The organism is Paraburkholderia nemoris, assembly GCF_905221015.1.
Lineage (GTDB): Bacteria > Pseudomonadota > Gammaproteobacteria > Burkholderiales > Burkholderiaceae > Paraburkholderia > Paraburkholderia nemoris.
The window spans coordinates 336,903-363,652 of sequence record NZ_CAJNBO010000002.1 but is presented as its reverse complement, the minus strand read 5'-3'; the positions used below and the strand labels follow the sequence as shown (position 1 = coordinate 363,652).

Genomic DNA, 26,750 nt, shown 5'->3' with positions numbered 1-26,750 from the left:
ATAGATATGTCATCCGTTACCCGTTTTTCTCCCAAAACAATTCGTCTTGCCGCGTATGTGGTCATACTCGCCGTAGCCGTATTGGCCGGCACACGGCTGTTTGCCAACTCGAATAGCGAGACCACGAACGATGCCTACGTGACGGCCGATTTCACGCTGGTAGCGCCACGCGTTGCGGGCCAACTGTCAGAGGTACTCGTAGAAGACAACCAGCAGGTGAAAGCTGGACAATTATTGGTGCGTATCGATGACCGCGACTTCCGCGCCGCCTTGATGAGTGCGCAAGCGGACGTAGCGGCAGCAACCGCATCGGTCGCGAACTACGATGCCGAGATCGCACGGCAACCCGCGCTCGTCGATCAGGCGCGTGCCACGCTTCGCTCAGATGCTGCTGCACTCGAGTTTGCGCGAGCGAATGCCTCGCGCTACCAGAATCTCTCGGAAGCCGGCGCGGGAACCACGCAGGAGCAACAGCATGCTACGAGCGCACTGGCCGAGCAACTCGCGCAGCAGTCCCGCAATCAGGCTATTTTTCTGGCGACTGAGCAGAACCTCGATGTTCTGCGTACTCAGCGCGACAAGGCTGCAGGCGCGTTGGCGCACGCCGAGGCCGCGCTCGAACAGGCAAAGCTCAACCTGTCCTATACGGAGATTCGCGCGCCCATCGACGGCAAGGTGGGACGACGTTCGGCGCGGGTCGGCGCATTCGTTACGCCCGGCGCGCCGCTGCTCGCGATCGTCCCGCTGTCGGATGCCTATATCGTCGCCAACTTTCAGGAAAACCAGCTCGCCAGAATGCGGCCCGACGACGCCGTGCGTATCAAGGTCGACAGCTTTCCAGGCGAGGTGATCAAAGGGCATGTGGATAGTCTTGCCCCCGCAACCGGCGTGAGCTTCGCGCCGATCGCACCCGACAACGCAACGGGCAACTTCACCAAGGTCGTCCAACGCGTGCCTGTGAAGATCACCATTGACCGCGGACAGCAAGCCGCGTCTGTGCTGAGCGTGGGACTTTCTGTCGAAACGGAGGTCGCCGTCGGCAAGCATGCCGATACCCGCACAGAAGGGGGAGACAAAAAATGAAAGCGAGCGAATTCTCCCTCCGCGAGTTAGCGCTGTTTATGCTGGCGTGCCTCGTGATGGCCGGCTGTACTGTGGGCCCGAACTTCGAACCTCCGCAGACAACTACGCCAGATGTGTTTAACCGCACCCAGTCTGCGCAAGCGCCCAGCAAAGCAGTCGAATCCGAGTTCAGTCAAGAATGGTGGAAGCTGTTTAACGACCCCGTGCTGGACTCGTTTGAACAACAACTGGCGGACGCGAACCTCGACGTGGCGGCAGCGTCCGCACGTCTGCGGCAAAGCCGGGCCGAGCAACGGATCGCCGGTGCCGAAGAGTATCCGACGCTGGACGGCGCCGCATCCTATGACCGCGAGCGCGGCAGTCCGAACGGCATTCTGTCATTGCTCGGCACCACCCCGACAGGAAGCCAGGCGCAGTCGGCGTCAGGCGGCACGCCGCTTGGCGTGGCCCCGTTGCCGGGCGCCAAGGGCTCGCCCGCTTACAACCTCTACCAGTTCGGTTTCGATTCATCTTGGGAACTCGACATCTGGGGTCGGGCGCGACGTGGTGTCGAGGCTGCAACGGCGCTGTCCGATGCCTCATACGAGGACCGCAATGCGATTCTGTTGTCCGCGCGCGCTGAACTCGCGCGAGACTATATTCAGTTGCGCGACACACAGGCTCTCCTTCAGATAGCGAAGCAGAACCTTGAAATCGCTCACGACGCCACGAGGCTCACGCAAACCCGGGTGCACGAGGGCGTCACTACGGACCTGGACGTGGCCAACGCGATGGCACAGGCGGAGTCGATCGAAAGCCTGATCCCCACGCTTGAATCGCGTTGCGAGACCACGATCAATGCAATTGGCGTACTGCTGGCCAAGGAACCGGGCGCGCTACAGCAAACGCTCGGCGAGTCGCACGATGTACCGGCGCTGCCTGAACAGGTGCCCATCGGATTTCCGTCGGAGCTGGTGCAGCGCAGACCCGACATCAGAAAAGCAGAGGCTCAACTGCACGCGGCCACGGCGACGATCGGCATGGCCAAAGCCGACTTCTATCCACGCATATCGCTGAACGGCAGCGCGGGGTTCCAGAGCCTTCAGCTCTCGAATCTCGCCGACTGGGCGTCCGGCCAGTTTGTCGTCGGACCGTCGATCACGCTTCCCATATTCGAAGGCGGGCGCCTCAAAGGAACGCTCCATTTGCGCGAGGCACAACAGCAGGAGGCTGCGATTGTCTACAAACGTACCGTACTCGAGGCGTGGCGCGAGGTGGACGATGCGCTCGTCGTCTATGACGCTGAACAGCGGCGACGCGATCGCCTGACGGCGGTGGTGAGCCTGAACCAGCGTGCGCTTTCGATTGCGCAGCAACGGTACAAGGCAGGCGCGGTCGATTTTCTCGACGTACTTAACGTGCAGAAGCAGTTGCTCGACGCAGAGAGCAAGCTTGAGCAAAGCAGGGCCGACGCCGACGCTAACCTCATCACGCTGTGCAAGGTGCTCGGCGGCGGGTGGGAGTCAACCTATGCCAAACAGGACGGCATCCATTGACGTAGTTTCGCCTCTTCGTCAGCGGTCATTTCCGTCAGCGTGAAATCTGTTACCCATACTGCCTTCCCTGAGGTCCGTCTTGTCGCTGAGTCCGAGCGTCGCGGACCTCGTCTTGAACTTCCGCGCAGATAATTTCAAAAAGCTTTCAACGCACCTTCCCGCTCGCTACGCCCCCCGCCCAAAGAACACCCCTACGATCGCCGGTTCATTGCCGCCGGCTGCGGGCCGAAAGACTCCCGACGGAGTCTTTCAGACCCCAACATGTATCACTCCGGTAACTCAAGCCTTGCGCGCCTTGGGTACATTGATGCCATGCTTGGTCTCAATGGTTGTCCAGCCGCTTCCACCAAGGCGAACGTGAGCAATACACGGTCTGTCAGCAAGGCCTTCGCGGCCGTCGGCGATTCGCCGTACGCGCTATTTCGCGAGGCCACCTCGACAAAACGTTACCGCCAATTACGAAGCGCATTCATCGTCACGGATCCCGTCACCAGGCCATAACATCGCCATGTGCCGGTCAAGACGTTATGCATTTTGCGCAGTCCGCTTTGCTTGCAATTAGATAACAGCAGTCCAAACAGTCGTTGGGTTGTGACAACGCGCGAGAACCATGGCATGTTCCCAACATCCCGGCAGAGAATGACTCCCCGTCCGATCATCAACGGCAGCATCTGTTTTCGGAGATACCTATGAGCGAAGCCGTGTCCAAGCAACCCAAGCGCTCCCGACGCGGGCTCATTCTGTTTGCGGTTGTCGTGCTGGCGCTAGTCGCGCTTGTCGTTGTTCACCTGTTGACCCAGAAGAAACCCACGCGCGACGTCGCACCCATCGTCGTCACTGTAGCGAGCGCTACACTCGGTTCGATGCCAGTCACGTTGAGCGAACTCGGCACGGTTACGCCGACCGCCACCGTGACCGTGCTGCCGCAGCTAAGCGGCTACCTCACTGCCGTCGGTTATCACGAAGGCCAGGAAGTACGGAAAGGCCAGTTCCTTGCCCAGATCGATCCACGCCAGTATCAGATCAGCAAACAGCAGGCTCAGGCGACACTCGCCAAAGACCGCGCAACGCTGGCCCAGGCGCGTGCCGATCTGGTCCGCTTCACGCAGTTGAACGAGCGCAAGTCGATCGCCCAGCAGACCTTTGCGGATCAGCAATTCCTGGTGCAGCAGGACGAGGCTGCAGTCCAGGCCGATCTCGCCAACATCGCCCAGTTCGACCTCGACCTGGCCTATTGCTACATCACCGCGCCGGTCGCCGGCAAGGTCGGTCTGCGCCTCGTGGACCCGGGCAACTACGTGACGGCGTCATCGTCGACGGGGATTGTCGTCATCACCACCATCAAGCCGACGACCGTGCAGTTCACGGTGCCACAAGACGCACTGGCCTCCATCGTGCAGCGCCTGAATGGCGGCGCCACCTTGCCGGTCACCGCCTATTCCAGCGACAACGCGCGCGAGGTTGCCACCGGCACGCTTTACGCCGTCAGCAACCAGATGGCCACGTCGACCGGCACCGTCACCTTACGCGCCACTTTCGCCAACCAGGACGAAGCGCTGTTCCCCAACGAGTTCGTCAACGTCAAGCTGCTGGTCGATACGATGCAGAATGCCGTGCTGGTGCCAACGCCCGCCGTGCAAACCGGCGCGCCGGGCGACTTCGTCTATCTGGTCAACGCGAACAACACCGTCTCAGTACACAAGGTCAAGCTCGGCCCGAGCGACGGCAAGAACACGGTCATCCTGTCCGGCCTCTCGCAGGGCAACCAGGTGGTCACGGACGGCACCGACCGCCTGAACGACGGCGCCAAAATCCAGCCGGCCAAGCCGAAGCCCGCGGCAGCTAGTGCGTCGGCCAGCGGCGCCGCCGCGGAGCCTGCCGCGTCCGAACCCGCTGCCGGGTCCGCGCCAGCAGCGGCGTCGGCCAATGCTGCTTCGTCGTAGCAAGCTCACGCGCCGATGAACATCTCCCGCCTGTTTATTCTTCGACCGGTAGCCACGCTGCTGCTGATGATCGCCCTCGTGCTGGTGGGCCTCGTCGCTATGCGCGTGCTGCCGGTTTCGTCGCTGCCCAACGTCGACTATCCGACCATCCAGGTGCAGACGTTCTATCCGGGCGCGAGCCCGGACGTGATGGCCACCACGGTCACGGCGCCGCTCGAAGTCCAGTTGGGCGAGATCCCCGGCTTGCAACAGATGACGTCGTATAGCTCGGACGGCGCGTCGGTCATCACGCTGCAGTTCGATCTGTCGCTGAACCTCGACATCGCCGAACAGAACGTCCAGCAGGCAATCAACGCCTCCAACAGCTACCTGCCCTCCGGTCTGCCGGCGCCGCCGACATATGCCAAGGTCAATCCGGCCGACCAGCCGATCCTGACGCTCGCGGTCACGTCGAAATCGATGTCGCTGACCCAGCTTGAAGACGTCGCCAACAACCGTCTCGGCACCAAGATTTCCGAAGTGTCGGGCGTGGGCGTGGTCACGACGAGCGGCGGCAATGTACCGGCGATCCGCGTGGAAGCGGACCCACACAAGCTGGCCGCGTATGGCCTGAACATCGACGATCTGCGCACACTGCTCAGCTATGTCAACGTCAGTCAGCCGAAGGGCAATTTCGACGGCCCGGAGCTCGATTACACGATCAACGGCAACGATCAGATCACCGATCCGAAGGACTATCTGGACACGGTGATCGCCTATCAGAACGGCGCCCCGGTGTTCATGCGCGACGTCGCGCGGGTCAGTCAGGCCGCTCAGGACGTCGAGCGCGGCGCCTGGTACAACGGCTCGCCGGCGATCGTGCTCAACGTGCAGCGGCAACCGGGCGCGAACGTGATCGCGACCGTCAACCAGATCATGAAGCAACTGCCGCAGCTCGAGTCCACGCTGCCGGCCGGCATGAAAGTGACCGTGGTGTCGGACACCACGGGCGTGATCCGCTCGTCGGTCTCCGACGCGGCGTTCGAGCTGATTCTCGCCATCGTACTGGTGGTCGCGGTGATCTTCGTATTCCTGCGCAACGTGCCCGCCACGCTGATTCCGAGCATTTCGGTGCCGGTCTCGTTGATCGGCACGCTGGCTGTGATGTACCAGTTGAACTACTCGATCGACAACCTCTCGCTGATGGCGCTCATCATCGCCACCGGCTTCGTGGTCGACGACTCGATCGTGATGATCGAGAACATCGTGCGTTATCTGGAGGAAGGCAAGACACCGCTCGAGGCCGCGCTGGAAGGCGCGGGCCAGATCGGCTTCACGATTCTGTCGCTGACCATCTCGCTGATTGCCGTGCTGATTCCGCTGCTCTTCATGGGCGGCGTGATCGGGCGTCTGTTCAGCGAATTCGCGGTGACGCTAGCCGTCACCATCGTGATCTCCGCAATCGTCTCGCTGACCGTAGTGCCGATGCTCTGCGCGCGCATGTTGCGCGCGCAGGCCGACCGTCATCCGAGCCGCTTTGAGCGCATCAGCGAGGGCCTGTTCGACAAAACGCTCGGCGCCTATGAGCGCGGGCTGCGCTGGGTGCTGGATCACCAGGTGCTGACGCTCGTGGTGGCCATCGGCACCGTCGTGCTGACCGGCATCCTGTACGTGGTGATTCCGAAGGGCCTCTTTCCGGTGCAGGACGTCGGCGTGATCGAGGGTATTAGCGTGGCCGACAACTCGGTGTCGTACGCCGCGATGGTGAAACGCCAGGGCGCGCTCGCCGACGCGATCCTGAAAGACCCGGATGTCGTCTCTTTGACCTCCTACGTGGGTATCGACGGCACGAACTCGACGCTGAACAATGGCCGCTTCCTGATCAATCTTCGCGACCGCGACAAACGTTCCGACACGGCGCAGGAAGTGGCGCGGCGTCTGCAGCAGGAAGTCGCCAATGTGCCGGGCGTCAGGCTCTACATGCAGCCCGAGCAGGATCTGACGCTGGACACGACGGTCTCGCCGAACCAGTACAGCTTCGTGCTGCGCGGACCGAGCCAGCAGGCGTTCCAGAAGTACGTGCCGGAACTGATAGCGAAGCTGAAGCAGATTCCGTCGCTTGCCGACGTGCAAAGCGACATGAATACCGACGGTCTCAGTGTGAATGTCGAAGTCAACCGGCAACTGGCGGCGCGCTTCGGCATTACGCCCGCGACGATCGACAACGCGCTGTACGACGCGCTCGGCCAGCGGATCGTCTCGACCATCTTCGAGCAGTCGAACCAGTACCGCGTGATTCTCGTCGCCAAACCGGAATCGTTGCCGAACGTGCAGTCGATCGGCAACCTGTATCTGCCGAGTCAGACCAGCAGCACGGGCCAGGTGCCGCTGTCGGGTATCGCGAAGATCCAGATCACCAAGTCGCCGCTCGTGATCAGCCATCTGGCGCAGTTCCCATCGGTCACCATCTCGTTCAACCTCGCGAAAGATGCTTCGTTGAGCACCGCCGTCAAGGCCATCCATCAAGCCGAGCAGTCGGTGAACCTGCCGCCGTCGATCACCTCGTCGCTGCAGGGCGCGGCCCAGGCATTCGAAGATTCGCTGTCGAGCGAAGTCTATCTGCTGGTCGCGGCACTGGTGGCGGTGTATATCGTGCTCGGCGTGCTGTATGAGAGCTTCATCCATCCGGTGACGATTCTTTCCACGCTGCCCTCGGCGGGTATCGGCGCGCTGCTCGCGCTGATGATCGCCGGCAGCGACCTGGATGTGATCGGCATTATCGGTATCGTGCTGCTGATTGGTATCGTCAAGAAGAACGCCATCATGATGGTGGACTTCGCGCTGGATGCCGAACGCAATCACGGCAAGCCGCCGCGCGAGGCGATCTTCGAGGCTTCGTTGCTGCGTTTCCGCCCGATCCTGATGACCACCCTCGCCGCCATGCTCGGCGCGTTGCCGATGCTGCTCGGCAGCGGCACGGGTTCGGAATTGCGCCGGCCGCTGGGGCTCGCGATCATCGGCGGTCTGATGTTAAGCCAGGTGCTGACGCTCTTCACCACGCCCGTGATCTATCTGTTCTTCGACAGAATGGCCGAGCGTACGAGACGCTGGCGCAACCGCAATAAACCGGAGAGTTCGCCTCCTGGCGGTGCGGAGGAAACGCCGTGAACATCTCGGCGTTATTCATCCGGCGGCCTGTCGCGACCACGCTTCTGGCCGTCGCGATCCTGATCTCCGGGGCGCTCGCCTACTTCCGGCTGCCGGTTGCGCCGTTGCCGAATATCGCCTTTCCGGTCATCGTGGTGCAGGCGAACATGGCGGGCGCGAGCCCGGAGATCATGGGCACCACGGTGGCCGAGCCGCTCGAGCGGCGGCTCGCCACGATTGCCGACGTTGAAGAACTGACGTCGACCAGCTCCGTCGGCTCGTCGTTGATCGTGGTCGAGTTCGGCCTGAAGCGCGACATCAACGGCGCCGCGCGCGACGTCGAAGCGGCCATCCAGGCGGCGCGCGCCGATTTGCCGACCACGCTGCGCAGCAACCCGAGCTATCGCCAGTACAACCCGGCGGATGCGCCGATCATGGTGCTCTCGCTGACCTCGGACACGCTCACCAAGGCACAGCTCTACGACTCCGCGGATTCGGTGATCCAGCAGCAACTCTCGCAAGTTCAGGGGGTGGGTCAGATCACGCTTGGCGGTGGCGCGTTGCCTTCGGTACGCGTGGAATTGCAACCGGGCAAACTGAACAGCTACGGCATCGGCCTGGAAGACGTGCGCGCGGCGATCAGCGCCGCCAACGCCGACAGCGCGAAAGGCCATCTCGACGAAGGCGACCAGCGCTACGTGGTCACGTCCAACGACCAGATCACGCATGCCGCGCCGTATCGCGACCTGGTGGTCGCCTACCGCAACGGCGCGCCGGTCCAGTTGCGCGACGTGGCCCAGGTCAGGGATTCGAACGAAAATATCCGCAATGCCGGGCTCTTCAATGGCAAGTCCGCCATCCTTGTGATCGTGTATCCGATGCCCGGCAGCAATGTTGTGAGCACCGTCGCGCAGATCCGCAAGGTCCTGCCCTCAATTGAGGCGACGCTGCCGAGCAGTGTGCACGTGGGCATCGCGATCGACCGCTCGGAGTCGGTCAGAGCGTCGGTGGGCGACACCGAGCGCACGCTGTTCATCGCCGTGCTGCTGGTGGTGGGCGTCGTGTTTATTTTCCTGCAATCGCCGCGCGCCACGCTGGTGCCGGCCGTCGCGCTGCCGCTTTCGATCGTGGGCACCTTCGGGCCGATGTACCTGCTCGGCTACAGCATCGACAACCTTTCGCTGATGGCGCTGACCATCGGCACCGGCTTCGTGGTCGACGATGCGGTGGTGGTGCTGGAAAACATCGTGCGTCACATGGAGTTGGGGCTCAGTCCGAAAGAGGCCGCCTTGAAAGGCAGCGGCGAAGTGGGCTTCACGGTGATCTCGATGAGCCTCTCGCTGATCGCGGTGTTCCTCCCGATCATGCTGATGCCGGGTGTGGTCGGCCTGCTGTTCCATGAGTTCGCGGTCACGCTCTCCGTCGCCATCCTGATTTCGCTGGTGATTTCGCTGACGGTCACGCCGGCCATGTGCGCCTACGTGCTGAGCCGCGACAACGCCGGGCATTCGAAAGCGCGCTGGGCGATATGGGTCGAAAAACAGTTCGATCGCTTCAAGAATGCCTACGCGCGCTCGCTCACCGCTGTACTGGACCATGCGCTGCTGGTCATCCTGCTGTTGATCGGTCTGCTGGTGGGCAACGTGTTTCTGTTCAAGCTGGTGCCGGCCACCTTCTTTCCCGAGCAGGACACGGGCATCCTGATCGGACAGATCATCGCCGACCAGAGCATCTCCTTTCCGGCGATGCAAAAGAAGCTCACGCAATTGCAGGAGATCGTGCAGAAAGATCCGGCCGTGGCCTCGGTAGCGGGCTTTACGGGCGGCCGCGCGCTCAATACCGCGAACGTGTTCATCGAACTCAAGCCGCTAGCCCAACGCCACGCTTCGGCCACCGAGGTCGTGAACCGCCTGCGGCCCAAGCTCAATGCGGTCTCGGGCGCCCGGCTCTTTATCCAGGCACAGCAGGATCTGCGAATCGGCGGACGGCAATCCGCCGCCGAGTATCAGTACACGCTCACCAGCGACGATTCCGCCGCGCTGTTCAAGTGGACACCGCTGCTCGTCGCCGCGCTCGGCAAGGAGCACGCGCAGTTGCTCGACGTGAATTCGGACTTGCAGCAAAACGGTCTGCAGACCTACGTCACCATCAATCGCTCAACGGCGGCGCGCTACGGCTTCGCGCCGAACCAGGTCGACAACGTGCTGTATGACGCGTTCGGCCAGCGCACGGTGTCGACCATCTACAACCCGCTCAACCAGTATTTCGTGGTGATGGAGGTGGCGCCGGATTACTGGCAATACCCGCAAGCGCTCAACCAGATTTACCTGAGCAGAGCGTCGGGCAACGCCACCGGCACGGCGGCCACGCAGATGCCGGGTGCCACGGTCTCGGGCGTGACCGTCGCGACCGAAGCCGGTGCCACCACGACCACGAATGCGCTCAACTCGAACGCGCAAGCCAACGCGACCACCAACAGCATTGCCAACAGCAAGGGCGGCAGTTCGACCGGCAGTGCGGACAGCACGTCGGCGGAAACCATGGTGCCGCTGGCGGGGCTGGCTTCGTTCTCGAACAGCCATACGTCAACACAGGTGAACCACCAGAGCGGCCTCGTGGCCGGGACGATTTCGTTCAACCTGCCAGCGGGCGGTACCCTGAGCAAGGCGGGCGTGGCGATCAACAACACGATCCGCGAGATCGGCATGCCCGCCAGCATCCACGGCTCGTTCGCCGGCGCGGCGGCGGCCTACTCGCAGTCCATGGGAACAGTGCCGCTGCTAATCCTGGCCGCGCTCGGCGTGGTGTATATCGTGCTCGGCGTGTTGTACGAAAGCTCGATCCACCCGCTGACCATCCTGTCGACACTGCCGTCAGCGGGAATCGGTGCGACGCTGGCCTTGCTGATCTTCGGCACTCCGTTCTCAGTGATCGCGCTGATCGGGATCATCCTGCTGATCGGTATCGTCAAGAAGAACGGCATCATGATGGTCGACGTCGCGATTCATTTGCAGCGCACCGAAGGCATGCCGGCAAGGGACGCGATTCACTCGGCCGCCGTGGTCCGTCTGCGGCCGATCATGATGACCACATTCGCGGCCGTGCTCGGCGCGGTGCCGCTCGCCATCGGTATTGGCCAGGGCGCCTCGCTGCGGCAACCGCTCGGTATCACGGTGATGGGCGGCCTGATCCTGAGTCAGGTCTTTACCTTGTACACGACGCCGGTGATCTACCTCTACCTCGACCGCTTGCGTTCCAAGCTGGTCAGATGGTCCGCCAACCTGCCATGGAATCGCGACGCGCAGCAACCCGGACAACCGGATACGAGGGCATGACGATGAAGATTTCCCGTAACCGCTTTGACCGCCTTGGTCGCTTTGGCCCGCTTCGGCCGCTGGCCGTCGCGACGCTGGCCCTGCTGGCCAGCGGCTGCATGGTCGGCCCGGACTACCACCGGCCGCAAGTCAACGTGGCCGCCACCTACTCGGAGTTGCCGGGCTGGACGCAAGCCGAGCCCGCTGCTGACAAACCGAAGGGCGACTGGTGGACGGCCTTCAACGATCCGCTGATGGACCAGCTCGAACCGCTGGTGTCGGTGTCGAACCAGACCGTGCGCGCGGACTACGCGAACTATCAGGAAGCGCTGGCAGAAGTGCGGGCGGCGCGTGCCGGCCTGTTCCCGACCATCGGCGCAACCGGTTCGGGCACCAAGGCGCGCAGCTCGGTCGGCAATACCGCCCGAGTGGTCAACTCGGCCTCGCTCGAAGGCAACGTCAGCTGGGCGCCTGATCTGTGGGGCCAGGTGCGGCGCACGATCGAAGAAAACGCCGCGACGGCGCAAGCGAGCGAAGCGACGCTCGCCAATGCGACGCTCTCCGAGCAGGTGGCGCTGGCCACGGCGATCATCCAACTGCGCACCAGCGACGCCAATATCGACCTTCTGCAGAAGACTGTCGTGGCCTACCAACACTTTCTGGATGTCGTGTCGGACCAGGATCAGGCGGGCACCGTCCCGCCGTCCAACGTGATCTCTGCCCGCACCCAGCTCGAAACGGCGCAGTCCAATCTGATCGCTCTCGGCGTGGCGCGCGCTCAGGACGCACACGCGATTGCCGTGCTGGTGGGCAAAAATCCGGAAGAGCTGTCGATTACGCACAGCACCACGATGCCGACACTGCCGGGTGTGCCCGTCGGCGTGCCGTCGACGCTGCTCGAACGCCGGCCCGATATCGCCGCCGCCGAGCGCAAGATGGCTGCGCAAAACGCGGCGATTGGCGTGGCGGTGTCGGCGTACTACCCGGAGATTTCCCTTTCCGGGCTGGCCGGGCTCACGCAGTCGCCGTTGTCCGGTCTCTTCAATGTGGCTAACTACGTCTGGTCGCTCGGCGGCAGCGCCACCGAAACGCTTTTCGACGGCGGCTTGCGCAGTGCCGATGTCGACGCGGCAAAGGCTGCCTACGACTCGGCCGTCGCCAACTACCGGGGCACGGTGTTGACGGCGTTCCAGAACGTTGAAGACGACTTGTCCGGGTTGCGAATCCTGGCCGAGCAGTCGGTCGTTCTGGACACGGCTGTGCAAGATGCGACCCGCGGCGCCGAGATCGCGTTCAACGAGTACGAGGCCGGTACGGTGGACTACACGACCGTGGCAACCGCGCAGGCCACACAGCTGGCCACTCAGCAGACCGCGCTGAATGTTCAGGAGACGCGCTTACTGGACGCCGCCTCGCTATTCGGCGATCTGGGCGGCGGCTGGTCGGCAGATCAGCTACATGATCCGCGGCATCCGGACAGGCAGGCAGCGTCACAATGAGCGCCTGAAAGCAGGAGCACCGTTCACGGCATCTCCAATGCCAGATGCTCCTGATGACGCAGTGACTCCAGAAAATCACGCGCGTCGAAGGCTTCGCCGGCGGTGAAGACGCCTGCCCCATGGACCAGCCCATTGACGACGCGCCTGACTGCTTCAACCACCAGAGGCGCGCTGATTGCGTAGATATCCTGACCGCTTGCCGATGCGCGACGTTCATTGCCGCCCGAGCGCACGACAACGTCGACCAGGAAGGTTTGCGCGGAGCGTCCGTTCTCGTCGACCGCGACAGGCGGCGACGCATCCGGCTCCAGCAGGTCTTTAACCGCCACCGCCGTCATGTACGAGCGAATCTCGGGTGTCTTCAGATGGCGCGCGATCGTCACCGTATCCGCCATCGTGAATTCGCCAATAACCGGCTGCGTGCCGAGCGGTGCAGGGAACTGCCATTCGCCAACCGGCGCTGCGTCCGTGCGGAACACCATCTGCCCGTTCGTAAAGACAAGTCGCCGCCCCTCTCTACGCTGCCGCGAAACCTGGCCCGCCGCCCTTGTGCCGAGCGTCGGCTTCCAGCTGCTGAGCCCATAGGCGATGCAGATTTCGTCCGCTGCCGTCCAATCGCCCATTGCCGCCGTGGCGAGAAGATCGCCCAAGCCGCCGAAGAATGCCATCCCCGGCACGATCACGACGCCCGTCTCGCGCGCCCGTTCAGCGTAATGCTTGAACGTATCCAGATTGGCCTCTAACTCCGCCGCGACGTCCAGATACGGAATCCGTGCGCGCAACGCGGCTTCGATCACCGGCGCGGACGTACTGGCGAAGGGGCCGGCGCAATTGATCACAGCGGCAGCACCTGCAAGCGCCCGGTCGAGAGAATCCGGGTCATCTACCGACGCGGGCCGAATGTCCAGCCCGGGGGAAGCGGCGCCGAGGGCGTTCAGCTTGCTGGCATCGCGCCCGGAGAGGATAGGTCTCCAGCCACGCCTGACCAGTTCAGACACCACGAAGCGGCCGGTGTGGCCGTAGGCGCCGAAGACGGCCACGGTTTGATTCGACGGCATTGCAGACCTCCAGTTGTTATGGTGTTTCTTCGAATGGGGGGACAGCAGCTTGGCAAGACAACAACGCTACAGATCGGTATCTTTTTTGTAGATTAGAGTACAGATCTGTAGCGTGTCAAGGGATATGTTGGTACAGTAGCCGGTAAGCAAAAAGATTCCGTCTCTCAAGAGGACTTGCCATGAGCAGAGGCACACCTACCGCAGCAAAAGAAGCTGGAGCCACGAGTTCCGCCAGCGTCCGGGAACGCATACTCGATACGGCGGCGGAGTTGTTCTATCGGGAGGGTGTCAGGGCCGTCGGCGTCGATCTCGTCGTCGAACGCTCAGGGGTTGCGAAGACCAGTCTCTATCGGCACTTCACAACCAAGGACGATCTTGTCGCTGCGGTGCTCGAGCGGGACGACGCGAATTATTGGGCCGATTGGGACAAGACCGCGACGCGCCACCGGAACGCCCCGAAAGATGAGATCACGGCCCACCTCAAGTGGATCGCTCGTGACATCGCCGCGCCGAAATACCGCGGCTGCCCTTTTCTCAATGTGGCAACAGAGTTTCCGGCGCCGGATCATCCCGCGCGGGTGGTGGCCCTCCGGCATAAGGTGGAGTTGCGCCGCCGCCTCGGTGCGCTTGCGAAGCAAATCGGCGTTGCCCGGCCGGACAATCTGGCCAACCAGATCGCGCTTCTTATCGATGGTGCCTACGTCTACGGACAGTTGGCAAACAAGGAGGCAGCGCAGCCGCTCGTGCCGGCGGCGCTTGCGCTGATCTCGGTTGCGGACAATCCTGGCTGAGCGGACGATTGGGTCCGAACGGAGTATGGGGGCTGACAATCATGTGGCGCCCCGCAGGCATCTTGCTGCTATCGATGACGTGCCTGTTCAGATATCCGAATCAGTTTGCGCGTAGTTGAGGAAGTAGCCCGTGAACATCGTCAGCCCAAGGAACGCGAATGCCTCCGTCAGGTGTTCATCGCTCCAGCCCGCTTGTTGAGCGGCCTTCCACGTGGCGTCGGCGACGTTTCCCGAATTGGCAGTCGCTTCCCTGACCACGCGGGTCAGCGCGTCGACCTTGGCGTCGCCCGTCGTTGTGCCTTTCCGCAGCGCGGCGATCTGCGCTTCGGCCCAACCGCTCATGCCGGCGAATCGACTGGCGATACCAATCATGTAGTCGTTCCCGACCGCGGCCGCAATGGCGAGATTGAGCGCCCAGCTCACCTTCGGATCCAGGGTGCCGTGCTCGGCGGTTACGGCGCGCAGCGATGCGTACGCCGCCAGCACCGCCGGAGAATGCGCCATCTGAGCATGCAGGTTCAGGGGACGTCCCGTCGGCGCAGACTGGGCAATCTTTTGCAGAAGCGGGCGCGACGCATCGGGCGCGCTTTCGATTGTGTGGGTAGGAATTCGGCTCATGGCTACTCGCTCGTTCGTAGTTTGATCAGGGCACTTCGTTCACGTGCCTGCCGGGATCGCGAAGTTCGCCTTGGCCCATGCGGCAAACTTCGTCGGCTGCTGCCCGGCGACTTTGTTGGCAAGTGCGATAGCGTCGCGCGAATCCGAGCCAAGATAGGTGTGCGCCTCGAAGTAGGCGAGCATCGCCGCGATACCGTCGGCGTGCGGAAACCAGCCGGCAAAAACCTCGCGCGGGACCTGCTTGAACGAGAGCTTGTTTCCTTGTTGATTCAGACTGGCGATGATCTCGTTGAAGCTCAGGAAATCGCCGACCAGTGCCAAATGTTCGCCGTGCCCCACGAGTTCCGGTTGCGCGAACGCGCCGGCCACGAGGCGACCGAGTTCCGTGATGTCGCCCATGTGGATGACGCGCCGCTCCGGATCAAGCGGCAGCGCCCAACCCACGGCGCCGTCTGCCTGTTTCTGCGGAGCCATCAGGCCGATCAGGTTCTGGTAATAGAACGGCGCAATCACGAACGTGTGATACGGGAATCCGGCTTCACTCACGGTGGGTTCGATTTTCGCCTTGACCGTGAAGTGCGGGACGTTGATCGTGCCGCCGCTGATCGTCTCCACATTGGGGAGCGTCGACCAGATGAAGTGCTGTACGCCGGCGTCTTTCGCTGCGTTGACTGCGGCGAGCGCCTGCTTGGGCTCGTCATCTTGTGCTTCCCAGGAATTGGTCACCAGGAAAACGCCGTGTACTCCGGCAAATGCGGCTTTAAGCGTTTCCGGACGATTGAAATCCGCCAGAACGACTTCGTCGCCCAGCTTCGGATGCTTACCCGGATTGCGCGTCAACGCGCGCACTTTGAATTGACCGCTCGCCTGCAGCGCGCGCACAACGGCGCCGCCTTGCTGGCCGGTTGCGCCCACTACAGCGATGAGCTTCTGGGTGTTCGACATGGTTGTTCTCCATGGGGTATTTTGTTGGGACGGTGCCAGCTCACGCGGCGAGCGCAGCGGTCCGATGGGATTACTGCTTCAGTGCTTCGGCCGAGATGAGCAGCCTGGTCTTCATACTGAAGCCGTACGCCTTACCGAAGTCGACGCCGAAGTCGCTGCGATCGAATTCGCCCACTGCGTCGACACCGCACACTTCGCGCTTCAGCATCGGATGCGGCATGCACTTGAACGAGTCGATTTTTAGCGTCAACGGTTTGGTCACGCCATGCATCGTCAGATTGCCGACGACAGTGGCCGGCTTGTCTCCCTTGAACTTGATCGTGCCTTTGTAGGTCGCTTCCGGGAACTTCGATGCGTCGAAGAATTGGTCCGACTGCAGGGTCTGGTCGAGCTTCGTGCTACCCGTGTGGATCGACGCGATGCCGGTCGTCACTTCAACCGTGCCGGTCTCCGCAGTGCGGTCGAGCGTTACCGTGCCTTGTGACTTGTCGAACTTGCCACGCCAGACCGACAGGCCGCCGATGTGGTCGGCCTCGAAACTCGGGTACGTGTGTTCCGGATCTAGCTGGTATGTCGATACGTCTGCGAAGGCCGAAAACGACAGTGAGGCGGCGAGTGCACCAGCCGCAATCATCAGATGCTTCTTCAAATCAATGTCCTTGAATCATTAAGTTGCCGCGCCCGTGCGCGGTATCGGGGATATGCAATGCCACCGTAGAGTGGAGCAGGAGAATGGCTTTTTACGGCCGCTTCCTGTGTGACATGCCAAGTATGGGGATTAAAGGCGCTTCACACTAGATGGTAAAATCGGATTTGATTAATCCATTTATGGAGAGATGTCATGCTCGATCTGAATGATCTGGCGATGTTCGTTCAGGTCGTCCGCGCCGGCAGCTTCTCGGAGGCGGCACGGCGTCTGCAGATGCCGGCAAATACGCTGAGCCGCCGCATCGATCAACTCGAAGGGCAACTCGGCACACGTCTCTTGCATCGCTCGACTCGCAAGCTCGCGCCGAGCACGGAAGGTCAGGCGCTGTTCGAACGCTATGCGCCGGCGCTTGATCAGATCTTCGAGATCGGTCGACTCCATGCAGACGAGCAGACACCGTCCGGCTCGGTTCGCGTCACCGCGATGGCCGGCCTGTTCGAATTCTTTCGCATGGAATGGCTGGTCGAGTTCTACGCGCGCTTTCCAAACATCAGCGTCGATTTTCTGCTCGACGATACGCCTACCGATCTGATCGCCGAGCGCGTCGATCTGGCCTTGCGCATGGGCATTGAGAGCCGTAGTGGCCTTAAGGTACGTCGGCTGGCGCCGAGTGCCATGATCCTCGCGGCGAGTCCGGCCTATCTGGAACGGCGTGCTGCACCACGCACGCTGCGCGAACTGGCCGAACACGACTGTCTGACGATTTCCAATCGCCAGGGCCGCAGCACGTGGCGTCTGCAGGGTCCACGGGGTAGTCAGGAGGTGTCGATCAACAGCCGGTTCTCAGTCAACGACATGCGTGTGCTGGCGCAGGCGTGTATAGCAGGACTAGGCATTGCGCTGCTGCCGCAGTTAATCGTTGAGCCAATCATCACGCAGGGGAAACTGGTGCGCGTGCTGCCGACCTATCGGCGCGCCGGCACCGGCCTTGGTCTGCAGCTCGTCTACACGAGCCGCCCACCGGTGCCGCCTGCGGTAGCGGTCTTCGCTGAGTTTCTTTTGGAGAAACTGGACAAGGCGATGACAAGCCCGTCAGGGCGATAGAAGTGCGCGCGTGATCAATGGTACGTCGTCGTAGACGACTGCAGCTTCGTCAGCACGCCGCGCTTGAATCGGAACCAGCCTTGCGAGCTTTGCATCACGACTTCATCGCTTTGCCAGAACACGCGCTTGACCGTCATACGCTCACCCAGGCGCTGCACAAGCGGCGGACGGTGGCGAAAGTCGTACAGCACCGGGCCGGAATCAGTTTGCACGAGCATGCGCGTGACGGTGTCATTTGCGTTGCCGACATCATCGAAGTGCGAGAGCGTGTTCGCACCGAAGCGATCGAAAATTTCCTTGTCGAGCATCCCCACGAAGTCATGGTCGACGCGCTCGAACTGCAGTTTGCCCGCGGGCGTGACGAGCGGGCCGGAGTCGTTGCTTTGCGCATGAACGCAAGTCGCGAAAGAGGTGGCTGCGAGCGCAGCGAGGAATAGGCGTTTCATGCTTCCTTTTGGGTTCAGCGGCGTCTGTGACGAAGGAGGCCGATGCAAGCGCTTCACAGACGAGTTATCAGTTCCGCCGTCTCACGTTTTCTGCTTATCCGCGAGATCGTCCGCCAACACAGCGCGTGAGGTGTCGCCCGACAGATATCGCGCACCGCTTCCACGTCGTCGGGCGACATCGTCGGGATTGTAGAGAGAACATGACTTCAGCGAAAGGCAGCCGCAGCCGACACAGGACGCAAGCTGATCGCGCAATGCAATAAGACCGTCGATGCGTTCCTGAAGCAGAGGCTGCCAGGCGCGCGAGAGACGTTGCCAATCCTGCTTGGTCGGCGTGCGTTGCCAGGGCAACGTCTCAAGGGCAGAACGAATCTCCGAGAGGTTCAATCCGACAGCCTGCGCGGCGCGGATGAAACCTACGCGGCGGAGGACCTCCCTTCGATACTGTCGATGACCGCCTTCTGTCCGGGTACTGCTGATCAGCCCCTGTTCCTCGTAGAAACGAATCGCACTTGCCGCTACGCCCGAGCGGCTGGCAAGCTCACCAATTGTAATCGTCGTCTCGTTCATGACGTTTCCACGAATTCTCTCTTGACTTCAAGTCTACTTGAACTTTCACAATGGATTCATTCCTTTGATCGAGAGACGGCAATATGCGCAAGGACCCCGTTAAGCTAAAGTTGAATGAGCTTCTGGATGGAAACGCTCGCTTCGACCTGATGGCCAGAGGTACGACCAACCATTGTCCAATGGCGCTTGTCGCGTTGGCCGGGATGGGAGCGTCGCCTGCTCGACTGCAGGAATTCTTCGATATGTGGGAGCGCGAATATGCATTGAGCGCGCCGCCTGTCGACACAATCGTCAACCGTCACGAATGGTCGCGGCAGCTCGGCAATGCCGCGGCATTCGGCGCTTTGCGCCTGTGTTTTCTGGACTGGATTGCTGAAGGCGGCCCCGTCCCGGTTATCACGGCAGTGCTGGAAGAGGCGCCGTTCGCGCCTGCAACGCAGGCATTTCACGCGCTTATCCGCTTGGCATACGGCATCGAGGCGGCGCATCCCGGCGAAATCGCCTCCGGCCTCGCCGCATTAATCTCCTCGCATCTGCCGATTGATGCCCGTTTCAATGAGGCCCGCACGGCGGAAAACGTCGAAGCCGGGTTTGACAACGTCGTACGTGCAATAGGCGACAGTGTCGTACAGGGCAACTCGATCACGTCACGCTTGCGCGCCGTCGCAGGCGATGTGCGGTTCAGGCAGGCCGTCCTTGCGCCTCCCGTCACTGTGTCCTTACTCGACGATCTCGCACGGGCGACGATTAGCGCTTACTGGCGCTCGCCGGACTTCACGGTGCTTCATACGGTTACTGCGACACACGCGGCGCAAATCCTCCTGGCACAATTGCCTGACGCGTTGGCGGAACGATTGCTGCCCGGTTTGTGGATTGCGCTGTGCGCGGCGTATGCAACGGTCCGCACGCCCGCGACGGTTGAAACAGATTCGCTTGACGAAGTTGTTGGCTGGGACGACGTGTGCCGGATGGCCATGGCATCAAACGACGATCACGTGATCAAGTTGACGTACACGTGTCTTTGCGAGGACCGTCGCAATCCATCACCGCTTTACCTGGCGTCAGCGGCGCGCATAGTCAGATTGGACCTGGAAAAACAACAGCGTCGCGATTCGCCCTGACCCGCAACGCCCGCCTAACATCTTATTTTTTTGATCGTTATTGATAACGATTCCCATTTACATTAACATCCGATCTCTTTCATAACCCTTGGCTCACCGCTACAACCACCTTTCTGCGTTCTCGCATGGGTCGGCAGGCGGTCTCCTGACACATGCGTTTTCTGCGAATTTCCGCGCTCCCGGGGCGTTACCGCCGTTTCGGCTTCGGTCTGCACATAGCCTTCCTGATGTACGCAGCTTCGACGCATTCCGCCATCGGCGCCTCGGCCGACGTCACCAGCGATCAAACGCCCACGGAGAAAGAGTTGCCGGCGGTTTCCGTACGCGCCGCACCGGACCTCGAACCGACGGTCGGTTATCGCCCGCTTACCAGCCGGATATCCGGCGGTGGCGAGCGGAAAATCAGCGAGATTCCGCAGTCTGTCGCGGTAGTCAGTTCGAGCGTGATGCAGGATCAGCAGGCGCAAAGCCTCGACGATGTGCTTGGCAATGTCAGCGGCATCACCCAGACCAACACCCTCGGCGGAACACGCGACGCGTTCATCAAGCGTGGCTTCGGCTCGAACAACGACGGCTCGATCCTTGTCGACGGCATCCGATCGCCGATCCTGCACAGCTATCTGGCCACGATCGATCGCGTCGAAGTGTTGAAGGGGCCGGCTTCGTTGCTGTACGGCATTCAGGAACCGGGCGGTGTGATCAACATGATCACGCGCAAACCGGAGGACGAACTGCACGGCTCGGTATCGGCGACGTACACCAGCCACCGTGGCAGCGGAACCAGCTTCGACCTCACCGGCCCGATCGGACAACCGGGTCAGGTGGCGGGAGGAACGCTAGCCTTCCGGCTGACCGGTGAATACAACACCGCGCGTTACTGGCGCAGCTTCGGACGGCAGCGCGACGCGCTAATCGCGCCATCACTGTCGTGGCACGACGCCAACACCTCGATCGATCTGAGCTACCAGTACGTCGATTACACGACGCCCTTCGACCGCGGGACGGTTCTGGTGAACGGTCATCTGGACGACGCGTTGCGCTACACCCGTTACGAAGAAGCATGGGCGCAAAGTACCGGCAAGCAGGAAACGCTGCGGGCCAAGATCGAACACCGGTTCTCCGAGCAGTGGCGCATGCGTGCCACCTATGGGTGGAGCCGCGACCGCTACGATCAGTACCTGACCCGCGCAACGGCATTCAACAGCACGACCGGCATCATGAGCCGTTCATCGGATGCAAACCTTGGCCGCAACGATTCCGACGAGATCGCCACGATCGGCGCGGTCGGCGACCTGAACCTCGCGGGTATGCGCCACGAAGTCTATGTGGGCGGCGAATACGAACGGCAGCGCTCCTTCCGTGGCGACACGATCCGCGGCAAGGCAGTGTCCGGATTCGACCTGTACGACCCGGTCTATGGGACGCTCTCGACGGGCGGCACAGCGAGCGCGTCGCAAAGCGACAGCCTCTCGAAGGTCCATACGTACTCGCTGATTACGCAGGACACGGTCCACCTGACCGACCGCCTGATTGCCGTCGGCGGTGTGCGCTGGGAAAACTGGCAGCAACTGTCCGGCGTTGGGCGTCCATTCGTCATCGCCGATCACTCGCACGGGCAAGTGTGGCTGCCGCAGTTCGGGCTGGTGTACAAGCTCACTCCCGCGTTGTCCGCCTATGCGAACTTCAGCAAGTCGTTCGTGCCGAACGTTGCCACGGAGGTCAGCGAGCCCCTCGCGCCCGAGCGCGGCCGGGTCTACGAAGCCGGCTTGAAGTTCGAAGCGAAGCCCGGCATTACAGGCACGCTCGCGGTCTATCAGATCGACAAACAGAATGTCGCGGTCACCGTCGGCGATACGACGTCGACAATCGGCAGCGCACGTTCACGCGGGATCGAACTCGATGTCGCCGGTCAGCTGACACGGCATGTCAGCGTGATTGCGAGTTATGCCTACACGGATGCGGTCGACCGCGAAGACAACACGCGTCTCGTGAATGCAGCGCGCCATACCGGCAGCGTGTTTGCCGTGTACGACACGATGCTGCCCTATCTGCCGGGGCAATGGCGTTTCGGCGGCGGCGCGCGGCTGGTCGGAAAGCGCCCGGGCGATACGGCAAACAGCTTTACGCTGCCGGGCTATGTCGTCGCCGATCTGTTCGCCGCTTACGAAACGAAGATCGGCAAGATTCCAACGCGCGTGCAACTTAACGTAAAGAACGTCTTCGACAAGACGTACTACCCGTCAAGCAACAGCAATCTGATCATTGCGGTCGGCGAGGCGCGTCTGGTGATGCTCAATACAACGTTCTCGTTCTGAGGGAGCGGGATAGATAGCTAATGGCTGCCGCCATGTTTGCCGTGGTCATTCGTATTCGACCCTCGCCCGCAGCCGGTTGTTGAAGTATTCCGCGCGACGAAAACGTCACCGGGGGTGCAAGTGCGTGTAAATTCGAATCCAGTGGTTTTCGACCCGCCACTGGTCTTCGAATCGGTCGTCATCGGCGTTGGTCTTATGGACTTACAGGAGCCGGTATGAGCACGAAGCACAACAAAAAAGAACATCTTGAAGCCGCAGCATCACATCACGAGCAGGCCTCGCGATTTCACCGAGGGGCGTCACGGCATTTCGAGGCGGGTAAAGACTATGCCCACGCCGCACATCAGGCGATGATGGCCCATGGCCACACCTTGCACGCGATCGATCAGGCACACGACGCCGGCGCACACAGCGCGAACACGCCGCCGGTCGCACCGGCATCGACCGGCTCTGGCGCAGACAACACAAACGCCGCAAAGCAGCACGCATTGGCGGCTGAGCTTCACGATCAGGCGGCGCAGCATATGCGCCACGCCGTCAAACTCTTCGATCAGGACCGTAGTGCAGTCGCGCACGATGCGCAGCTAGCGCTCTCCCTTGCACTGCGCGCTTTGTCGCATGGCAACGAAGCCGCGAAACTATTTATCAAGCTCGCTCCCGTCGATGCGCCGTGAGTGATGTCGGCCCTCACAGCACCGGCACGAAGCAGCACCCGGTGTTGTACGGATCTACGGTCATGGGCCAGCCGTCAGGAGCCGCGCGCGGTGCGCGCGGCTGAATCCAGCGTTGCGCTCGAAACTAGGCCTTTCGGTCCAGCAAATCTGCCGCAATAGACTTCGCGTGCGCGACAGCCTGGTTCGGGTCGGGGAATACACCGAGCTGCTCCCAGTGTTCTTCGACCGCGTAGGTCCCTTTCATACCGAGTGCCCTTTGCACGCGCAACTGCGCCGCGTACTTGCCGTCCTCCAACGGTCGAGCCGTTGCAATCACCTTGTGCGGGAGACCGGATCTCTCCGGTTGAACCAACTCAACGTGACCGCCCGGCTCACCGATATCCTTTAACGCGTTCCTCGCTTTGCAGTCTGGGCAGTAGAAGCACCACCCCGCGTCCTCGTGAATGGATCTAACTTGCCCGCGGGCCAGCACGGCGCGACATTCAACGTTTTCGCAGATGAACGGCATAGCAGTCTCCGGAGTTGTTTGCGAGAAATCCTAGCACGCCCGGCGACGGCCAACCATAAGCATTGTTGCCGTGCCGGTTCCGCGCGCCGGGGCCGGGAGCCGCCCCTACCGGCGCGTCAGGAAAACCTTCAGGCACGGGTCGGCGCGATCGCCGTACGCGGCCGCAGCGTGGCCATGATCAGGTACATGCCGCCGCCGATCACCACGCCGAAAAACCACCCATAGGTATTCCACCAGACGGGCAGCAGATTGGTGAAGTTAGGCAGGAAAGTCGAAAACACACTGCCGACCGCGGCGGAGACCAGCGCGTTGATGTTCCAGCCACCTTCGTAGCGATACTCACCGTGCTCCTGATAGAGCGCCGCAACATTGATATTGCCCTTGGCCACCAGGTAGTAGTCCACCAGAATGATCCCCAGCAGCGGGCCCATCGTGGCGCCGATGGCGTTGACGAAATGCGCGGCGTTGCCTTCCCACGGCGCGAACGGATAGAGCACCAGCGCGATGGCCGCGGCGATGTAACCGCCCTTCTTGAAGCTGATCCGCTTGGGGAACGTGTTGGAGATGTCGAACGCCGCCGAGACGAAATTGGCCACCACGTTAATACCCAGCGTGGCGACCGCGAAGGTCAGTGCCGCGATGAGCGCCAGCACCCAACTGTCGAACTTGGCCGAAATCTGTTCGGGGTGAAGCAGCACTTCGCCGTACACCTTGAAGGCAGCGATGGTAGTGACGCCGGCGACCAGCGAGAACGCGATCAGGTTGACCGGCAAGCCCCACAGATTTCCTTTCTTCACCGCGTCGCGATTTTTCGCGTAGCGCGAGAAGTCGCAAAAATTCAGGTAGAGCGCCGCGAAGTAGGTGATCCAGGTCGCGCCTACCGCCATCAGCGCCCAGAACGAGCCTGGCTCGCCGCTGACGCCGGCGTCGCCGGTCTTCTGAAGCAGCACGTCCATCGGAATGCCATGGGTGAACGAGAAGCCGCCGGCTTTCACACACAGGCCGATCGCCAGAATCAGCATCGCGACCCACACCGCCGGACCGGCCCAATCCTGGAACTTGCGCACCGTTTCCATGCCCTTCTGGATGATGAGCAACTGCAGCGCCCAGATGATCACGTAGCAGATCACCTCCAGCCCCGAGTGGCCGAATACCTGCGTGCCCTTGTGGAACGCCATCAGGCTGTCGCTGCGAATCAGCAGCGCGACCATCGCGCCCGACGCGGCCGCCGTCTGCGCGCCGTACCAGAAGCAGGCCACCACGGCGCGCACCATGGCTGCCAGATTGGCGCCCCACACGCCAAAGGAGGCGCGCGCCAGTACCGGATAAGGCACGCCGGTCTTCTCGCCGGCGTAGCCGATCAGGTTCATGAGCGCGAAGATCACCAGCGAGCCGAGCCCGATCGCCAGCACGAAGTTGATGAAGCTGCCGCACAGCAGGAACAGGCTGGCGGCGAGGTAATAGCCCCAGAGGCTGTGCACGTCCGAGGTCCAGACGTTGAAGATGCTGAAGGCACCCCAGTTGCGCTGTCTGGCGGGCGCGAGATCTTCGTTGTAGAGGCCGGGGGAAGGATCGCGGATTTCCATCTGTCATCTCCTTTGATCTCGTGGAACCAAGGAAACACCGCCGGACACGCCCCGGCGGAGATCTACCCGCGTCAGAAGCCTGCTGGTATGTCAGAACTGTATGTGCTTTGCCGCCTCGTTTCGAATGGGTTAACCCTGGTCGGGATGCGTACTGGCGCAAGCCTGCTGTTCATCTAACCGCGACCGAAACAAAACTGCGCGCGTGGCCGCGCTGGATCAGCACGGCGACCTGTTTCCCTGCCTTTGCTTCCAGCGCACTCACGTCCGCCTGCGTTTCGACCAGCGTGTCATTGAGCGACAGCACGATGTCGCCAGGCTGGATGCCGGCGCTCGCCGCCGCCCCATCAACGCCGTCCACCATCAGACCCACCGCCAGATCGTTCGCGCGCCGCTCGTCTTCATTCAGCGGATGCATGCTCAAGCCCAGGCGGTCCCCTGAGCCTGAGCCGCCTTCGGCTGGTCGAGTTTTGGGGCTTTCCGCGGACACGCCGACCATGACGGTGAGTGTCATCGGCCTTCGATTGCGGATCAGCTTGAGTGTGGTTTTCGTCCCGGGCGGCAAAGCGGCCGCATTCTCGCCGAGTTCGGTCGAGCGATCAATCGGCTTGTCGCCGATCCGGACGATCACGTCGCCAGGCTTGAGGCCGCTCGCGGCGGCCGTTGTGCCGGGCGCAACGGAATTGACCAGCGCACCTGCCGGTCGCGGCAGGCCAAAGGCTACGGCGAGACCAGGGCCGACGTCCTGCACCTCCACGCCAAGACCGCCAGGAGAGGTCGCTTGCGCGGCTTGCACCTGCGATCGCACCTTGGCCGCCATGTTGATCGGAATGGCAAGGGCCAGGCTGGGGGACCTGTCCGAGTCCGCGTAGATCTGCACGTCGATGCCGACCACCTCGCCGGCACGGTTGAACAGCGGGCCGCCCGAATTGTCCGGGTTGGCCACGATATCGGTTTGAAAGAAGGGAAAGCTGCTCCCGTCCTGGAGCGTGCGAGACGTGGCACTCACGATGCCGGCGGCAACGGTATTCGCGAAGCTGTCGGGCGAGCCGATCGCCAGGACCGATTCACCGACACGCACCCGCGACGAGTCGCCAAGTTTGACGGTCGGCAGCTTCGTGGCATCGATCTGAATCAATGCGACGTCGCTCTGGGCGTCGACCGCCAGGACCTTCGCTTTGAACTCGCGCCGATCGGTGAGTTTGACCGTCACTTCGTCGGCCTGATCCACCACATGAGCGGTGGTCAGAATGAGGCCGTCGGGGGTAACGATAAAACCGGAGCCCGTACCCGTAACGGCGCGTGCCGAACCGTCCTGAGACGCCTGCGATTTCGGCGTCACATGCTTGACGAAAGCAAGAATGGGATCGTCAGCATCGATCGCTGCGGGAGCGGGTGTCGACGATGACTGCTCAGACGCCGTCGCGCTGATATTCACGACGGCGGGCCCGTATCGTTCCACGATGGTAGGGAAATCGACCGATGCTGAAGCGCCGGCCGGCGGAACCCGCTTCTCCTTCACGGGCGGCGGAGCGACGCTCGCGGCATTCGCCGTCGGAGGCAGACACAGATAGCTGGAGAAAACCGCCGCTATCAGGGCGGCGTGGAGCAACGTGCGCGCAAGAGTCGGGGCAAACACAATGCACCTCCGTGGCGGTCGTGATGCCAGGGCCAGGCGCGCGCGATCACAGGCCGGTCGATACACGAATGCATCGACCGTGCCGGTACGACAATACGCAGCCCTCCCCTACGATGATTTATAGCGGAGCGGCGGGGAAATTACAGGGAGTGCTAATCCTGGGGTCCGGTTGCGGCCGGTTGGGGGTCGGCGCAGCGAGTCGCGGCAGCGCCGCGACCCAGCTTGAAGT

The 26,750-nt window shown here is 62.1% G+C and carries 20 protein-coding genes; 11 read left to right on the top strand and 9 right to left on the bottom strand.

Translation table 11 applies throughout. From position 1 onward, the window contains the following. Window positions 1-6: 6 nt before the first annotated feature. From KHO33_RS04295 to KHO33_RS04270, 6 genes are all read left to right on the top strand, one after another. Window positions 7-1,083, top strand: coding sequence for an HlyD family secretion protein (locus tag KHO33_RS04295; RefSeq protein ID WP_200561488.1), 1,077 nt, complete (start codon window positions 7-9; stop codon window positions 1,081-1,083). Beyond that, complete coding sequence (locus KHO33_RS04290; protein ID WP_200561487.1) at window positions 1,080-2,618, top strand: efflux transporter outer membrane subunit; 1,539 nt, start codon at window positions 1,080-1,082, stop codon at window positions 2,616-2,618. The genes KHO33_RS04295 and KHO33_RS04290 overlap by 4 nt, the downstream gene beginning before the upstream one ends. Window positions 2,619-3,307: 689 nt before the next feature. Continuing rightward, complete coding sequence (locus tag KHO33_RS04285; protein ID WP_200561485.1) at window positions 3,308-4,561, top strand: efflux RND transporter periplasmic adaptor subunit; 1,254 nt, start codon at window positions 3,308-3,310, stop codon at window positions 4,559-4,561. A gap of 15 nt (window positions 4,562-4,576) precedes the next feature. Continuing rightward, a complete protein-coding gene (locus KHO33_RS04280) occupies window positions 4,577-7,708 on the top strand; it encodes an efflux RND transporter permease subunit (RefSeq protein ID WP_200561483.1) in 3,132 nt (1,043 codons plus the stop codon). Next, on the top strand, window positions 7,705-11,022 hold the full coding sequence (locus KHO33_RS04275) for an efflux RND transporter permease subunit (protein WP_200561481.1): 3,318 nt from the start codon (window positions 7,705-7,707) through the stop codon (window positions 11,020-11,022). Before KHO33_RS04280 ends, KHO33_RS04275 begins: the two co-directional genes overlap by 4 nt. After that, a complete protein-coding gene (locus tag KHO33_RS04270; protein ID WP_407946157.1) occupies window positions 11,019-12,500 on the top strand; it encodes an efflux transporter outer membrane subunit in 1,482 nt (493 codons plus the stop codon). Before KHO33_RS04275 ends, KHO33_RS04270 begins: the two co-directional genes overlap by 4 nt. 23 nt (window positions 12,501-12,523) lie before the next feature. Here the strand turns inward: KHO33_RS04270 and KHO33_RS04265 are convergent, their stop codons facing one another. Next, on the bottom strand, window positions 12,524-13,558 hold the full coding sequence (locus KHO33_RS04265; protein ID WP_200561477.1) for a saccharopine dehydrogenase family protein: 1,035 nt from the start codon (window positions 13,556-13,558) through the stop codon (window positions 12,524-12,526). Window positions 13,559-13,737: 179 nt separating this feature from the next. On the opposite strand from KHO33_RS04265, the gene KHO33_RS04260 reads away from it, so the two are divergent. Further along, window positions 13,738-14,349, top strand: a complete 612-nt coding sequence (locus KHO33_RS04260; RefSeq protein WP_054034889.1) for a TetR/AcrR family transcriptional regulator — start codon at window positions 13,738-13,740, stop codon at window positions 14,347-14,349. Window positions 14,350-14,436: 87 nt separating this feature from the next. Here KHO33_RS04260 and KHO33_RS04255 read toward each other — a convergent pair whose 3' ends face one another. The 3 genes from KHO33_RS04255 to KHO33_RS04245 form a co-directional block, all read right to left on the bottom strand. Next, a complete protein-coding gene (locus KHO33_RS04255; protein ID WP_054034888.1) occupies window positions 14,437-14,967 on the bottom strand; it encodes a carboxymuconolactone decarboxylase family protein in 531 nt (176 codons plus the stop codon). Between the two features lie 39 nt (window positions 14,968-15,006). Beyond that, window positions 15,007-15,912 carry an NmrA/HSCARG family protein gene (locus tag KHO33_RS04250; RefSeq protein WP_200561475.1) on the bottom strand — a complete coding sequence of 302 codons (906 nt, stop codon included), beginning with the start codon at window positions 15,910-15,912 and terminating at the stop codon, window positions 15,007-15,009. A gap of 70 nt (window positions 15,913-15,982) precedes the next feature. After that, entirely contained in the window at window positions 15,983-16,561 is a 579-nt protein-coding gene (locus tag KHO33_RS04245; protein ID WP_054034886.1) for a YceI family protein, read from the bottom strand. A 192-nt stretch (window positions 16,562-16,753) separates the two neighbouring features. Between KHO33_RS04245 and KHO33_RS04240 the strand changes: the two genes are divergently transcribed. Continuing rightward, window positions 16,754-17,665 carry a LysR family transcriptional regulator gene (locus tag KHO33_RS04240; protein WP_200561474.1) on the top strand — a complete coding sequence of 304 codons (912 nt, stop codon included), beginning with the start codon at window positions 16,754-16,756 and terminating at the stop codon, window positions 17,663-17,665. Between the two features lie 14 nt (window positions 17,666-17,679). Here KHO33_RS04240 and KHO33_RS04235 read toward each other — a convergent pair whose 3' ends face one another. Both KHO33_RS04235 and soxR read right to left on the bottom strand, forming a co-directional pair. Beyond that, window positions 17,680-18,111, bottom strand: coding sequence for a hypothetical protein (locus KHO33_RS04235; RefSeq protein WP_054034885.1), 432 nt, complete (start codon window positions 18,109-18,111; stop codon window positions 17,680-17,682). A gap of 81 nt (window positions 18,112-18,192) precedes the next feature. Continuing rightward, on the bottom strand, window positions 18,193-18,681 hold the full coding sequence (gene soxR / locus KHO33_RS04230) for a redox-sensitive transcriptional activator SoxR (RefSeq protein ID WP_200561472.1): 489 nt from the start codon (window positions 18,679-18,681) through the stop codon (window positions 18,193-18,195). A gap of 83 nt (window positions 18,682-18,764) precedes the next feature. Here soxR and KHO33_RS04225 point away from each other — a divergent pair, with 83 nt between their 5' ends. From KHO33_RS04225 to KHO33_RS04215, 3 genes are all read left to right on the top strand, one after another. After that, entirely contained in the window at window positions 18,765-19,802 is a 1,038-nt protein-coding gene (locus KHO33_RS04225) for a questin oxidase family protein (RefSeq protein ID WP_200561470.1), read from the top strand. 227 nt (window positions 19,803-20,029) lie between these two features. Further along, window positions 20,030-22,117 carry a TonB-dependent siderophore receptor gene (locus tag KHO33_RS04220; protein ID WP_234480372.1) on the top strand — a complete coding sequence of 696 codons (2,088 nt, stop codon included), beginning with the start codon at window positions 20,030-20,032 and terminating at the stop codon, window positions 22,115-22,117. A gap of 215 nt (window positions 22,118-22,332) precedes the next feature. Further along, the gene (locus tag KHO33_RS04215) at window positions 22,333-22,791 is read left to right on the top strand and encodes a hypothetical protein (RefSeq protein WP_054034882.1); all 459 of its coding nucleotides are present in this window, start codon (window positions 22,333-22,335) and stop codon (window positions 22,789-22,791) included. Between the two features lie 124 nt (window positions 22,792-22,915). Here the strand turns inward: KHO33_RS04215 and KHO33_RS04210 are convergent, their stop codons facing one another. The 3 genes from KHO33_RS04210 to KHO33_RS04200 all read right to left on the bottom strand — a co-directional run bounded on the left by KHO33_RS04210 (window position 22,916) and on the right by KHO33_RS04200 (window position 26,521). Beyond that, window positions 22,916-23,299 carry a hypothetical protein gene (locus KHO33_RS04210; protein ID WP_054034881.1) on the bottom strand — a complete coding sequence of 128 codons (384 nt, stop codon included), beginning with the start codon at window positions 23,297-23,299 and terminating at the stop codon, window positions 22,916-22,918. A gap of 128 nt (window positions 23,300-23,427) precedes the next feature. Then, window positions 23,428-24,885, bottom strand: a complete 1,458-nt coding sequence (locus tag KHO33_RS04205) for an NCS1 family nucleobase:cation symporter-1 (RefSeq protein ID WP_200561466.1) — start codon at window positions 24,883-24,885, stop codon at window positions 23,428-23,430. 169 nt (window positions 24,886-25,054) lie between these two features. Then, on the bottom strand, window positions 25,055-26,521 hold the full coding sequence (locus tag KHO33_RS04200; RefSeq protein ID WP_200561670.1) for a trypsin-like peptidase domain-containing protein: 1,467 nt from the start codon (window positions 26,519-26,521) through the stop codon (window positions 25,055-25,057). Window positions 26,522-26,750: the final 229 nt, after the last annotated feature.